The organism is Brevibacterium sanguinis (assembly GCF_039528855.1).
In the GTDB taxonomy this organism is placed as follows: domain Bacteria; phylum Actinomycetota; class Actinomycetes; order Actinomycetales; family Brevibacteriaceae; genus Brevibacterium; species Brevibacterium sanguinis.
This window is the reverse complement of sequence record NZ_BAAAMB010000010.1, coordinates 328,048-341,311: the sequence shown is the minus strand read 5'-3', so window position 1 is coordinate 341,311 and position 13,264 is coordinate 328,048. Positions and strand designations below refer to the sequence as shown.

Here is a 13,264-nt window from a genome sequence, read left to right as displayed (position 1 = left end):
GGTCTGACCTCTCTTCTTCAGGGGATGGTGGTGGTGTGCGGCCAGCCGGTGTAGCACTCGGCCAGGTACCGGCGGCCGTGGTCGGAGGTGAGGATCGAATCGAGCTCGCCGAGGCTGCGGCGGGCTTCGAAGGGATCCGCGGTGGGGTCGGTGTGGAGCATCCTCGTCATCTGGTACGAGAAGTTCTGGGCCTTCCAGACGCGCTTCGTCGCGGTCGCCGAGTACCGGGCGAGCGCCTCGGCGTCGGAGTCCTGCAGGGCGCGCACGAGGGCGGGGGCGAGCACCGCGACGTCGGCGAAGGCGAGGTTGAGGCCCTTCGCCCCGGTCGGGGGGACGGTGTGGGCGCTGTCGCCGGCGAGGAAGAGGGAGCCGTGCTGCATCGGCTCGGTCACGGCCGAGCGGAACGGCAGAACCGTCTTGTCGATGATCGGACCGGTCCGGAGCGCGAAGCCGTCGGGGCCCTCGACGCGGGCCTGGAGTTCGGTCCAGATGCGGTCGTCGGACCAGTCGGCGACCTCGGTGTCGGGTGGGGCCTGGAAGTACATCCGCTGGACGGTGTCGCTGCGCTGGGAGATCAGGGCGAAGCCGCGTGCGGAGCGGGAGTAGATGAGGACCTCGTGGCTCGGCGGCGCCTCACAGAGGATCCCGAACCATGCGAACGGGTACTCGTGGAAGAACCGCCTGCGCGTGGTCTCGGGGATCGATGCCCGGGAGGGGCCGCGGGAGCCGTCGGCGCCGACGACGTACCGGGCGGTGACGGTGAGCGGCTCACCGTCGTCGGTGACGGCGCGCACCTGCGGGGACTGCGATTCGACGGCGTCGAGGCGGGTGTCGGTCACCGCGTGGAACGTCGGTCGTCCGGTGCGGGCGCGGGCGGCGGCGAGGTCGACGTAGATCTCGTTCTGCGGGTAGAGCCACACGGATTCGCCGACGAGGTCCGGGAAGTCGAGAGGGTGGCTGACCCCGTCGACGCGGATGTCGATGCCGTCGTGGCGATGGCCTGCGGTGTGGACGCGGGAGTCGATGCCCGGGGTCTCGAGCATCCGCACCGAGGCTGCCTCGAGGATGCCGGCGCGATGGGTCGTCGCGATGTCGTCATGGCTGCGATTGTCGACGACGACGGAATCGATGCCGGCGACGTGCAGGAGATGGGCGAGCATGAGGCCCGCGGGTCCTGCGCCGACGATCGCGACATCGGTGTGGAGATCTGGCACTGAGGCCTCCTTGCCTGTCAGGGTTCACCTCAGTGTGCTCCGCACCACGAAACCGGCGCGACAACTTTCTCATTCAACGGCGTCCGTGGGTGACGACACATGACGCGGCATTGACGCGGCGAGAGTGATTGCTCAACAATAGTGGGCGGTGCGGGCTAGTGTTTGCCGAACTCGCTCGGGTTGGGATCGCCTGTTCTGCACTGCAATGCTCAACACCTGGGCCCCGTCATCGCAGGACGGTCCCCGGTGCACATCGGCAGGAAGGCCATCCATGATCATCACCGGTCTCGTCGTCGGGCTGCTGCTCGGATTCGTCCTGCAGCGCGGACGCTTCTGCGTCACCGGCGCCTTCCGCGATCTCACGCTCACCGGCAACACCCGGTGGTTCTCCGCGCTCATCGTCGTCATCGCCGTCCATGCGATCGGCCTCGCCTCCTTCAGCTCGCTCGGGATCATCACCCTCGAGCAGTCGGCGTTCCCATGGCTGGCCTCCATCCTCGGCGGACTGATCTTCGGGGCCTCGATGATCCTTGCCGGGGGCTGCGCCACGGGCACGTACTACCGGGTCGGCGAAGGACTCGTCGGCAGTTGGATGGCGCTGATCTTCTTCGCCCTGACCGCCGCGATCATGAAGACCGGGCCGGCCGCGGGACTCACCGAAGGGCTGCGGTCGATCACCGTCCCCGACGGCACCCTGAGTGCGACGACCGGGCTGAGCCCGTGGGTCTTCGCGATCGCACTCTCCGGCGTCGCCGTGTGGCTGACGATCCGCCACAACCGCAAGCTCACCACCCCGGTGGCCACGCTTCCCCCGCGGCGGACCGGACTGGCCCACCTCCTCTTCGAGAAGCGGTGGAACCCGTTCGCCACGGCCGCGATCATCGGCGTCATCGCCACCCTCGCCTGGCCGCTGTCGGCGGCGACGGGACGCAACTCCGGGCTCGGCATCACGACCCCCTCGGCGAACCTCGTCACCTACTTCGCGACCGGGGACGTCACCCTCGTCGACTGGGGAGTCATGCTCGTCATCGGCATCCTCGTCGGCTCGTTCATCGCCGCGAAGGCCTCCGGGGAGTTCCGGATCCGCGTGCCCGACCGTGAGACGCTGCTCAAGGCGATCGCCGGCGGCGTCGGGATGGGCATCGGCGCGGCGATCGCCGGCGGCTGCACCGTCGGCAACGCCATGGTCTCGACCGCACAGTTCGAATACCAGGGCTGGGTCGCGACGTTCTTCATGATCGTCGGCGCCGTCATCGCCGCGAAGGCCACCATCAGACCACGCAGCGCAGCGAGCACCCCGGTGCCCGCAGGAAGCGGGACAGCATGAAACAGATCCTCGAGACCAACGGGCTCGTCTGCCCCTTCCCCCTCGTCGAGGCCAAGGACGCGATCAGCGGCTTGAGCGTCGGTGACGAACTCGTCATCAACTTCGACTGCACCCAGGCCACCGAGGCGATTCCCCAGTGGGCGGCGGAGAACGGCTACCCGGTCACGCACTTCGATCGGACCGGCGACGCCTCGTGGACGATCACCGTCCAGAAGGCGTAGGTCACAGCCGCACGATCGTCTCCGCGCCGTCGGCGACGGTCAGGCGCATCGCGGTGTTCTGCTCGATCCGGCTCCACCCGGTGTGGCTGAGTCCCGAGCTCGTGACGATCGTCGCCCCGTCCGCGAAGCGCTGCCAGCTCATCCGGTAGTAGTGGCTGCGGTGGTCGAGCGGGAGCCGACCGCCGGTCTGACTGGTGTCGAAGCTCGCATAGGGCACCTCGGTGCCGAGCGTGGCATGGACGACGATGAGCCCGGTCCGGGTGAGGACGAGCAGGTTGATGCCCGGGTGGTCGAACTCCGCGCGGATCTCGCGCACCGTCTCGACGACGGCCTCGAGGAGCGGGGCGCCGGTATCGACCCGCCGGAGGATGAGGGCGAAGAGGAGGGCCGAATCCGTCGTGCCGCCGATGCGCGCGATCTCGGCTTCGGTGACCTGCGCCCGCAGCTGCTCGACCGGGTGGATCGACCCGTTGTGTGCGAGCGCGACGCCGTCGGCGAGGAACGGGTGCGTGTTCTCGACGAGGTCGGCCATCCCCGTCGTCGCCATCCGCAGGTGGACGATCCGCCCGCGCGCCGCCGCATCGTCGAGCGCCGCGGTGAGACGGGGGTCGTTCGTGCCTTCGTGGGGCGTGCGGAACCGGTCGAGCGCCTCGGTGGCCGGATCGATCCACGCCGTGCCCCACCCGTCGTCGTGGAGTCGGCCGAGGTCCTGCCACTGCCGGCACTGGGCGCGGCCGATCAGTCCGGCCGCGCTCACCGGGGTCGGCGAGATGAATCCGAGAAGCCTGCACATTCGCCACCGTCCTGACTAGACTCGCTCCATGAAGATCACGGTACTCGAAGGCGATATCACCGAGGTGCGCGTCGACGCGATCGTCAACGCCGCGAACTCGAGTCTCCTCGGCGGAGGCGGCGTCGACGGGGCGATCCACCGCGCGGCGGGACCCGCTCTCCTCGAGGCGACGAGGGAGCTGCGGCGGACGAGTCTGCCGCGCGGTCTTCCCCCAGGCCAGGCCGTGGCCACCGAGGCGGGGGAGCTGCCGGCGCGGTGGGTCATCCACACCGTCGGCCCGAACCGGAACGCCGGGGAGGCCGACCCGGAGGTCCTCGAGTCGGCGTTCGAATCGAGCCTCAACGTCGCCGAGGAGGTCGGGGCCGCCTCGGTGGCGTTCCCGGCGATCGGCGGCGGGGTCTACGGCTGGTCGCCGCGGGATGTCGCCGAGGCGGCGCATGCCGTCATCGTCGACGGGCGGGCCCGCGGGCGCTGGGAGACGATCACCGAGGTCCAGTTCGTCCTCTTCAGCGACGCGATGACGAGCGTCTTCTGCCAGGTCTTCGACCACGATCAGTGGTGAAAGGGGAGCCATGAGAGTCCACAGCATCATCGCCGATCTGCCGGTCGCCGACATCGCCGCCGCGCGCGACTTCTACACGTCCTACCTCGGGCTGGCGACCGAGGAGTTCAACCTCGGCTGGGTCGCCCGGTTCACCTCGCCCGAGACGGGCGCGCACCTCCAGGTCGTCACCGCGGACGCGACCGCACCGGTCGACGCGGCCGTCTCGATCAAGGTCGACGACGTCGACGCCGCCTACGCCGAGGCGGTCGATCGCGGGTTCGACATCGTCCACCCGCTCACCGACGAGGAGTGGGGCGTGCGGCGCTTCTTCGTCCGGGCACCCGACGGCAACGTCTTCAACATCGTCGCCCACCGGGAGTAGGCACTACCCTCGAACCATGCCCCTTGCGCTCATCACCGGTGCCGCCCGACCCGACAGCATCGCCGCCGGCATCGTGCCGCGACTCGAAGCCGACGGCTGGGACGTCGTCACCAGCGACCTCGACGGCACCGACCAGCCCTGCGACCTGTCGACGCCGACGGGTCCCGAGGCGCTCATCGCGGCGGTGACCGCCGAGCACGGCACCCTCGACGCCCTCGTCCTCAGCCATGCCCACGGCGTCGAATCGGGCATCCTCGACACGACGGCGGAGAGCTTCGACCGACATGTCGCCGTCAACGCCCGGGCGAGCCTCCTCCTCATCGCCGCCTTCGCCCGGCAGATCGGCCCTGACGGCGGAGCGGTCGTCGCGTTCACGAGCGACCACGTCACCGGCAACCTGCCCTACGGGGCGTCGAAGGGGGCGCTCGACCGCATCGTCATCTCCGCAGCGAGAGAACTGGGACCGCGGGGAATCTCGGCGAACGTCGTCAACCCCGGCCCCATCGACACCGGGTGGATGGACGAGGACTTGCGGGCCGCTCTGCTCCCGGCCCAGCCGCTCGGTCGCCTCGGCACGCCGGCCGACATCGCCGGCATCGTCGCGTTCCTGCTCTCACCTGCCGGTCGCTGGGTCTCCGGGCAGCTCATCAGCACCGACGGCGGATTCTCCGCCCGGTTCTGACCTCACTCCTCGTCGCGGCTGAGGTTCCACAGCAGGCGGAGGAGCTCGGCGTCGAGGTCGTTGCCGTGGTCGGTGGCATCGGCGTCGCGGACCTCGTTGTGGAGCTGCTCCATCTTGAGGTCGAGCTCACCGGCGACGGCGGCGGCGCGGGTGAGTTCGGCGACGAGGCGGTCGGGTACGTCGCCTGCGTACTTGTAGTGGATCTTGTGCTCGAGGCTCGCCCAGAAGTCCATCGCGATCGTCCTCACCTGGACCTCGCAGATGATCGGCACCGGACCGTCGGAGAGGAAGATCGGGATCTCCAGGATCGCGTGGAGGCTCTTGTAGCCGTTGGGCTTCGGATGGGCGATGTAGTCCTTGATCTCGATGACCCGGATGTCGTTCTGCGAGGTCAGGGTCTCGAGCACCCGGTAGGTGTCGGCGATGAAGCTGCACGTGATGCGGATGCCGGCGATGTCGGTGATCGCCGTGCGGATGACGTCGATGTCGAGCGGCAGACCGCGCCGGGTGATCTTCTCGAGCAGGCTGCGCGGGGTCTTCACCCGCGAGCTGATGTGCTCGATCGGGTTGTAGCGATGCAGGGTGAGGAACTCCTCGCGGAGGATCGAGACCTTCGTGAGCACCTCGTCGATCGCGAACCGGTGATGCATGAGCAGGCGCGAGAAGTCCGTGCGCAGCCGCTGGACCTTCTCCGCCTGGGCGGGGGTGAGCGGCTCGGCGGGCTCGCCGGGGACGACCATCGATTCTCCTGGGGTTCGGAACCACCTCGGCGGTGGTCAGGCTCAGTCTACGTCGGGGGTTCTCCCGGCGCCGGATGTGTGGTTGACTGAGCACACCAAGCAATTGCATTCTGCAAGCACTCAAGGGGGGAGTGATGGGAACAGTGGCATGCTCGCTCGACGGGTTCATCGCCGGTCCCGGACACGACATGTCGTGGCTCTCGACGGCCGAGTTCGCCGAGGGCACCACCGAGAGCATGGCCTCCGAGGTCGCCGTCATCATCTCCGGCAGGCGGGGCTACGATGCGGCAAAGGCGCAGGCCGACAGCCGCGACGAGTTGACGGCCGAACCGTACGGCGGAGCATGGTCGGGCACCGAGATCATCCTCACCCACCGCCCCGCGGAGCTGGCCGGCGACGATTCCGTCATCGCGCTCGACTGCTCGATCACCGAGGCGATCGACCGCGCCCAGGCCCTCGCCGGGGACGGCGACATCCAGATCATCAGCGCCGACATCGCCCGGCAGGCGCTCGAGGCCGATCTCATCGATGAGCTTCAGGTCTTCGTCGCCCCGGTCTTCCTCGGCGACGGCACGCGGATCTTCGACGTCCCCGGCGGCCGTCGCATCGACTGGGAGCTCGTCGCGATCGATGCGGCGAACGCCCGCAGCTGCGGCCGGACCTATCGTCCGCGGCGGTCGGCGGCGTACCGTTGAGCCATGTGCCGGAACATCCGAACCCTCCACAATTTCGAGCCCGCGGCCACGAGCGACGAGGTTCACGCCGCAGCCCTCCAGTATGTGCGCAAGATCGCGGGGACGACGAAGCCCTCGAAGGCCAATGCCGAGGCCTTCGACGCCGCCGTCGAGGAGATCGCCCACATCACGCAACACCTCCTCGACTCCCTCGTGACGACCGCACCGCCGAAGGATCGCGAGGTCGAGGCCGAGAAGCGCCGCGCCCGCTACGCCGCGCGAGCATGAGCTAGTCCGTGACCGACCGGCCCTGGCTGATGAGGTCCTGAGTGATCCCCGCCGAGGCGGCCCGCAGCGCCTGCATGATCGCCGGCATCCCGACGTTGCGCTCGGAGTCGACGACGACGCCGAGGCCCGCGATCGTCAGCCCGCTGCCGTCGAAGACGGGCACGGCCACACCCGTCGTGCCGTCGTCGATGTGACCGACGAGTTCGGCGCAGTGATAGGTCCGGATCGTCTGGAGCATCCGCCGCAGCACCGTCGGATCCGTCGTCGTGCGCTCCGTGAACGCCGTGAGCGCACCCCGCAGATACGCCTCGCGCACGTGCCGGGGCGCATGCGCGAGGAGGACGAGTCCGCACGAGGAGGCGTGCGCGGGCAGTCGACCGGCTGTGCGCGAGCGGTTGATGACGGCCATGGGCTTCGACATCCGCTCGATGAAGAGGACCTCCCGCTCCCGGAGGATGCCCAGCTGCGTGTTCTCCCCGACGAAGTCGTGGACGGCGATCATGTGCGGCCGCGCCAGGGACGCGAGCTCGACGGCGTCGGAGGCGCGGTTCGACAGCTCCCACATCCCCACCCCGATCCGCACCCGCCCGCTCGGATCCCGCTGCAGGAGGTCGTGGGACATCATGTCGTTGATGAGGCGGTACGCCGTCGACTTCGGCAGCTGGGCGCGGCCGGCGAGCTCTTCGGTGGTCAGGCTCGGGTGGTCGGGGTCGAAGGCCCCGAGGACGCGAACGAGCCGATCGATCATCGAGTCGCCCGAAGGTGAGTTCGCCATACCAGCATCGTAGCCGCGCGAACCTGTGCGTCCCAATGAATGGAATAACCGTAGCCAGACGTGTCGCCGCTCACTAGCGTGGCGATTATCGGCGGGGCGTCCCCACCGTCCGTCTCGAAGGAGAGCATCGTCCATGGCAGCATTCACGGTCCGGCAGGCAGTCCACGACCTCATGGCATTCCACGGTATGACCGTCCTCTTCGGCAATCCCGGATCGAATGAGCTGCCGTTCCTCAAAGACCTCAGCGCCCGCTACATCCTCGGGCTCCAGGAGGCCGCCGTCGTCGCCATGGCCGACGGCTACTCCCAGGTCACCGACCGTCCCACGCTCGTCAACCTCCACGCCGCCTCGGGGTCGGGCAACGGCCTCGGCGCCCTGACGAACGCCGCGATCTCCCGCTCCAAGCTCGTCGTCACCGCAGGCCAGCAGGTGCGCAGCATGGTCGGCCCCGAGGTCATGCTCGCCAACGTCGACGCCACGATGCTCGCCAGACCCCTCGTCCACCGCTCCCTCGAACCGCTCGCGGCCGCCGATGTGCCCCGCGCGTTCTCCGAATCCGTGCTCGCCTCCCAGCGCGGTCCCGTCTACCTCTCCGTGCCCTACGACGACTGGGACGCCGAGGTCGAAGAGAGCGTCGTCGGCCAGCTCTCGCGCACCGTGACCCCCGGTTCGGCCCCCGACCCGGCCGTCATCGCCGACCTCCGCGACCGGCTGGGCGCAGCCGAGGCCGCGGTCCTCGTCCTCGGCCCCGACGTCGACACCCCGGAGGCGTGGGCGGCCGCGATCGCCCTCGCCGAGGCGCACGACCTTCCCGTATGGGCCGCCCCGTCCCTGCCGCGCATGCCCTTCCCCAACCAGCATCCGCTCTTCCGCGGAGTGCTGCCGGCGGCGATCGGCCCGATCGGGGAGATCCTCGGCGCCCACGACCTCGCCCTCGTCATCGGCGCCCCCGTCTTCCGCTACCACCAATGGCAGCCGGGAGAGTACCTGCCGGAGACGACGCATCTCGTCCAGATCGGCGACGACCCGGACGCCGCCGAGCGCGCCCCCTTCGGCGATGCGCTCGTCACCGACCCCGTCGCCGCTCTCGTCGCGCTCGCCGAGGCCGCCCCCGCCCCCGGCACCCCGCGGACGTGGGAGCCGGAGATCGAGCCCGCGACCGCCTCGGCGACACCGGGCACCCTCCACCCCGAGGAGGTCTTCGCGACCCTGCGGGAGACGATGCCGGTCGACTCCCGCTACGTCGTCGAATCGACGTCGACGAACTCCGCGTTCTGGGCGCAGATGGACCTCCGCGAGTCCGGGTCGTACTTCTTCCCCGCCTCCGGCGGTCTCGGGTGGGGTCTGCCCGCTTCGATGGGCGTCGCGCTCGCCGATGCTCGCCGACCCGTCGTCGCGATCATCGGCGACGGCTCCGCCCACTACTCGATCGCCGCCCTGCGCACCGCCGTCGAGGAGGGCATCCCCGTGACCATCGTCGTCCTCCGCAACTCCACGTACGGGGCGCTCGTGTGGTTCGCGGACATGCTCGACGCGGGCACGGTGCCCGGGCTCGACCTCGGCGACGTCGACTTCGTCTCGATCGCCCGGGGCTACGGCATGACCGCCGTCCACGCGGACTCGACCGCCCATCTCGCCGAGCTCCTCACCGAAGCCCACGGTGCCGGCCGGCCCACCCTCATCGAGATCGACACCGAGAAGACCACCCCTTGACACCCCCACCACAACCCCAAGGAGACACCGCAATGAGCACTGAGACCTTCCTCGGCACCGACTGGAACGGCCGGATCTTCACCGGCGACTGGGTCGACGGGTCGGCCGACCCGATCCCCGTCGTCGAACCCGCCACCGGTGAGACCCTCGCCCGGATCGGCATGGCCTCGTCCGACGATGCCGTTGAGGCGGCACGACGGGCGGCCGCCGCGCAGCGCGACTGGGCGAAGACGAAACCGACGGAACGGGCGGCGGTGATGCGCCGCGCCGGTGAGCTGTGGACCCAGCACGCCGCGGAGATCAACACGTGGATCATGCGCGAATCCGGTGCGATCGCGGCGAAGGCCACCTTCGAGACCGACTATGCGGCGGCCACCTGCTACGACTCCGCCGCGCTGCCGACCCACCCGAAGGGGCAGGTCCTGCCCTCGGACGAACCCCACTGGTCGTTCTCCCGCCGCGTGCCCGCGGGCGTGGTCACCGTCATCGCCCCGTTCAACTTCCCGCTCATCCTCTCCATCCGCTCCGTCGCCCCCGCGCTCGCCCTCGGCAACGCCGTGATCCTCAAGCCGGATCCGCGCACCGCGGTGTCCGGAGGCGTCACTCTGGCGAAGATCTTCGCCGAGGCGGGGCTGCCCGAGGGCGTCCTCCAGGTCCTGCCCGGCGGCGGCGACGTCGGCGAAGCCCTCATCGCGGCCCCCGAGGTCTCGGTCATCTCGTTCACCGGGTCGACCGCGGCGGGACGGATCGTCGGCGAGAACGCCGGCCGCCTCCTCAAGCGCTGCCACCTCGAGCTCGGCGGCAACAACGCCCTCATCGTCCTCCCCGGCGCCGATCTCGAGGCAGCCGCCTCGGCGGGCGCCTTCGGATCGTGGTTCCACCAGGGTCAGATCTGCATGACCACCGGTCGTCACCTCGTCCACGACAGCATCTACGACGACTACGTCGCAGCACTGGCCGAGCACGCCGCGAAGCTGCCCGTCGGCGACCCGAGCACCGAGGAGGTCGCCCTGGGGCCGATCATCGACGAGAAGCAGCAGACGCACGTGCGCGACATCATCGAGAAGGCTCAGGCCGACGGCGCCCGCCTCGTCACCGGCGGCGTCGGCGAAGGCCCGTTCGTCCCGGCGACGGTGCTCGCCGACCTCTCGCCGACCAACCCCGCGTGGACGCAGGAGATCTTCGGTCCCGTCGCCCCCGTGGGACGGTTCTCCACGCTCGAGGAGGCCGCGGACATCGTCAACGACAGCGAGTACGGGCTGTCGGTGAGCATCCTCGGCGACCTCGGCACCGCGATCGATCTCGCCGATCACATCGACTCGGGCAAGATCCACATCAACGAGCAGACCATCGCCGATGAAGGGGACGTCCCCTTCGGCGGCACGAAGGACTCGGGCAACGGCTCCCGCATCGGCGGCGCCGAGGCCAACATCGAGTCCTTCACCGAGGTCCAGTGGATCACGATGCGCTCGCAGATCGCACCGTACCCCTTCTGACCACCGACACCTTCACAAGACCGGAGACAGCGTTGTCCGCATCGCCCACCGCACCATCCCGCCCCACTCCCGCGGACACCCGCTGGCCGGCCGTCCTCTGCTGGCTCGCCGTCGCCCTCGAGGGCTTCGACCTCGTCGTCCTCGGGGCGGTCATCCCGCAGCTGCTCGCCACCCGGGCGCTCGGCTTCACCCCCGAGGCGGCGACGCTCGTGGCGACGATGAGCCTCGTCGGCGTCGGCCTCGGGGCGGCCGTCGTCGGGCCGATCGTCGACCGAGTGGGCCGGCGGGTGACGATCATCGCGTGCGTGATCATCTTCTCCGTCTTCACCCTGCTCGTCGCCTTCGCTCCCAACGTCGCGCTGTTCACGGTGTTCCGGTTCATCGCCGGTCTCGCGCTCGGTGCGGTCATGCCCAGCTGCCTCGCCTACATCAGCGAGCACAACCGCTCGGGCAAGACCGGCAAGGCGACGACGCTGACGATGACCGGCTACCACGCCGGCGCCGTGGCGATCTCGCTGCTCGCGGTCTTCTACTCGCACAACTGGCATCTGCTCTTCATCGCCGGTGGCGTCGCGGGGCTCGTCATGGTGCCGCTGCTGTGGTGGAAGCTGCCGGAATCGACGGCGTTCCTCGCCGCCCGCTCGGAGCAGAGCACGGAGACGGCGGCGCCGAAGACGGGGATGCGCGGTCTCTTCACCGGCAGGTTCGCGCTCGTGACGATCGGCGTGTGGGCCGCGAGCTTCATGGGACTCCTCCTCGTCTACGGTCTCAACACGTGGCTGCCGCAGCTCATGGCCGACGCCGGATACGAGGTCTCCGACTCCCTCGTCATGCTCTTCGTCCTCAACCTCGGCGCCGTCGTCGGCCTCGTCGTCGCCGGGTGGCTCGCCGACCGGCACGGGACGAAACCCGTCGTGCTCCTCTGGTTCGTCCTCGCCGCGGTCTTCCTCGCGATCCTCAGCATCCCGATGACGAGCCAGCTGCTGCTCAACCTCGCCGTCTTCATCACCGGCGTCTTCGTCTTCTCCGCCCAGGTCCTCATCTACGCGTTCGTCTCGGCGATCTACCCGGCGACCGCGCGCGGCACGGCGCTCGGCATGGCCTCGGCGGTCGGCCGGATCGGCGCGATCGTCGGACCGTTCATCACCGGCACCCTCGTCGCCGCCGGCATCGCCTACCCCTGGGGCTTCTACCTCTTCGCCTTCGTCGCCGTCCTCGGCTTCCTCGCGATGGCGATCGTGCCCTCGGTGGTCAACACGAGGAACGCTACCCTGAGGGCATGACACGCTGGATCGACGCCGCCTTCGTCCGCGGAGGCACGAGCAAGGGCCTCTTCTTCCGCGCCGCGGACCTGCCACCGGTCGGCGACGGCGAGGAGCGGACGGCCTGGGACCGGATCTTCACCTCGGCGATGGGCTCGCCCGATGCCTTCGGTCGGCAGCTCGACGGGATGGGCGGGGGCATCTCCTCCCTGTCGAAGGTCATGGTCGTCTCCGCCTCCGACCGCGACGGCGTCGACCTCGACTACACGTTCGCGCAGGTGGAGATCGCCGAGGCGGCCGTCGACTACTCGGGCAACTGCGGCAATCTCTCCTCCGGGGTCGTCCCGTTCGCTCTGCTCACCGGGCTCATCAGCGCCGGAGACGGGTGGCATGTCTTCCGCCTGTTCAACGTCAACACGGGCCAGCTCGTCGACGTCGGCCTCACCGTCGAGGACGGACAGGCCGCCGTTGACGGGGACTTCGTCCTCACCGGGTGAGCGGGAAGTCCGCCCCCATCGAACTCATCTACCCCGATCCGGCCGGCAGCCGGACGGGTGCGCTCCTGCCGACGGGAAACACCTCGGATTCGCTGACCGCCGGCGGGTTCCTCATCGACGCCACCCTCATCGATGCGACGCTGCCGCTCGTCATCGTTCCCTGCACGGCGGTGGGGCTCACGGGCACCGAGCTACCCGAGCAGATCGACGCCGACTCCCGGGCGCTGGGGCTCATCGAGGAGCTGCGCCGGGCCGCCGCGGTGCGGATGGGACTGTGCCCGACCCCGGAGACCGCACCGCAGGTCGTGCCCAAGGTCGCCGTCGTCAACGCGCAGGCCGACACGCGCCTCCTCGACGGCACGCGGCTCCCCGCCGCCGACGCCGACCTTCCCGTGCGCGTCATCTCCATGGGGCAGGCCCACAGGGCGGTGCCGGGCACCGCGGCGATGTGCCTGGCTGCGGCCGCGCTCGTCCCCGACACGATTCCCCACCGGATACTCACCCGCAGCGCGCACCCGCGCTCCGGGCCGGAGGTGCGGCTCGGCACTCCCTCCGGGGTCGTCACCGCCTCGGCGGTGCGCGATACGACCACCGGGGAGGTCACCGCCACCTCGCTCTACCGCACCGCGCGCGTGCTCATGCGCGGTCAGGTGGG

Annotated in this window: 14 protein-coding genes and 1 pseudogene; 11 read left to right on the top strand and 4 right to left on the bottom strand. The window is 69.7% G+C overall.

Going from position 1 to position 13,264, the window contains the following annotated elements:
• Positions 1-17 precede the first annotated feature (17 nt).
• Positions 18-1,214 (bottom strand): 4-hydroxybenzoate 3-monooxygenase, encoded by a 1,197-nt coding sequence (locus ABD154_RS13495; protein ID WP_344251435.1) that lies wholly within the window; start codon positions 1,212-1,214, stop codon positions 18-20.
• Between the two features lie 271 nt (positions 1,215-1,485).
• On the opposite strand from ABD154_RS13495, the gene ABD154_RS13490 reads away from it, so the two are divergent.
• A complete protein-coding gene (locus ABD154_RS13490; protein ID WP_344251434.1) occupies positions 1,486-2,541 on the top strand; it encodes a YeeE/YedE family protein in 1,056 nt (351 codons plus the stop codon).
• Complete coding sequence (locus ABD154_RS13485; protein WP_211978126.1) at positions 2,538-2,762, top strand: sulfurtransferase TusA family protein; 225 nt, start codon at positions 2,538-2,540, stop codon at positions 2,760-2,762. The genes ABD154_RS13490 and ABD154_RS13485 overlap by 4 nt, the downstream gene beginning before the upstream one ends.
• A 1-nt stretch (position 2,763) precedes the next feature.
• Here the strand turns inward: ABD154_RS13485 and ABD154_RS13480 are convergent, their stop codons facing one another.
• Positions 2,764-3,555: a class II glutamine amidotransferase gene (locus ABD154_RS13480; protein WP_344251433.1), complete on the bottom strand. Its 792-nt coding sequence runs from the start codon at positions 3,553-3,555 to the stop codon at positions 2,764-2,766.
• Positions 3,556-3,583: 28 nt separating this feature from the next.
• On the opposite strand from ABD154_RS13480, the gene ABD154_RS13475 reads away from it, so the two are divergent.
• Genes ABD154_RS13475 through ABD154_RS13465 form a run of 3 tightly spaced genes read left to right on the top strand, consistent with a single transcriptional unit; the run spans position 3,584 to position 5,163 of the window.
• Entirely contained in the window at positions 3,584-4,117 is a 534-nt protein-coding gene (locus ABD154_RS13475; protein WP_344251432.1) for an O-acetyl-ADP-ribose deacetylase, read from the top strand.
• Between the two features lie 10 nt (positions 4,118-4,127).
• Positions 4,128-4,481 carry a VOC family protein gene (locus ABD154_RS13470; protein WP_344251431.1) on the top strand — a complete coding sequence of 118 codons (354 nt, stop codon included), beginning with the start codon at positions 4,128-4,130 and terminating at the stop codon, positions 4,479-4,481.
• Positions 4,482-4,497: 16 nt separating this feature from the next.
• A complete protein-coding gene (locus tag ABD154_RS13465; protein WP_344251430.1) occupies positions 4,498-5,163 on the top strand; it encodes an SDR family oxidoreductase in 666 nt (221 codons plus the stop codon).
• 2 nt (positions 5,164-5,165) lie between these two features.
• Here ABD154_RS13465 and ABD154_RS13460 read toward each other — a convergent pair whose 3' ends face one another.
• Complete coding sequence (locus ABD154_RS13460) at positions 5,166-5,903, bottom strand: GTP pyrophosphokinase (protein WP_137825167.1); 738 nt, start codon at positions 5,901-5,903, stop codon at positions 5,166-5,168.
• A 134-nt stretch (positions 5,904-6,037) separates the two neighbouring features.
• Between ABD154_RS13460 and ABD154_RS13455 the strand changes: the two genes are divergently transcribed.
• Both ABD154_RS13455 and ABD154_RS13450 read left to right on the top strand, forming a co-directional pair.
• Positions 6,038-6,598, top strand: a complete 561-nt coding sequence (locus ABD154_RS13455; protein ID WP_344251429.1) for a dihydrofolate reductase family protein — start codon at positions 6,038-6,040, stop codon at positions 6,596-6,598.
• A gap of 3 nt (positions 6,599-6,601) precedes the next feature.
• Entirely contained in the window at positions 6,602-6,865 is a 264-nt protein-coding gene (locus tag ABD154_RS13450; protein WP_344251428.1) for a DUF2277 domain-containing protein, read from the top strand.
• Position 6,866: 1 nt separating this feature from the next.
• Here ABD154_RS13450 and ABD154_RS13445 read toward each other — a convergent pair whose 3' ends face one another.
• Positions 6,867-7,640 carry an IclR family transcriptional regulator gene (locus tag ABD154_RS13445; protein WP_137825165.1) on the bottom strand — a complete coding sequence of 258 codons (774 nt, stop codon included), beginning with the start codon at positions 7,638-7,640 and terminating at the stop codon, positions 6,867-6,869.
• A gap of 133 nt (positions 7,641-7,773) precedes the next feature.
• On the opposite strand from ABD154_RS13445, the gene mdlC reads away from it, so the two are divergent.
• From mdlC to ABD154_RS13425, 4 genes and pseudogenes are all read left to right on the top strand, one after another.
• Positions 7,774-9,354, top strand: coding sequence for a benzoylformate decarboxylase (gene mdlC / locus ABD154_RS13440; protein WP_344251427.1), 1,581 nt, complete (start codon positions 7,774-7,776; stop codon positions 9,352-9,354).
• A gap of 32 nt (positions 9,355-9,386) precedes the next feature.
• On the top strand, positions 9,387-10,850 hold the full coding sequence (locus ABD154_RS13435) for a benzaldehyde dehydrogenase (RefSeq protein ID WP_344251426.1): 1,464 nt from the start codon (positions 9,387-9,389) through the stop codon (positions 10,848-10,850).
• 32 nt (positions 10,851-10,882) lie between these two features.
• Entirely contained in the window at positions 10,883-12,133 is a 1,251-nt protein-coding gene (locus ABD154_RS13430) for an MFS transporter (RefSeq protein ID WP_211978117.1), read from the top strand.
• Positions 12,130-13,264 (top strand): annotated as a pseudogene (locus ABD154_RS13425) (PrpF domain-containing protein); the annotation flags it as partial. The gene ABD154_RS13430 and the pseudogene ABD154_RS13425, both read left to right, overlap by 4 nt.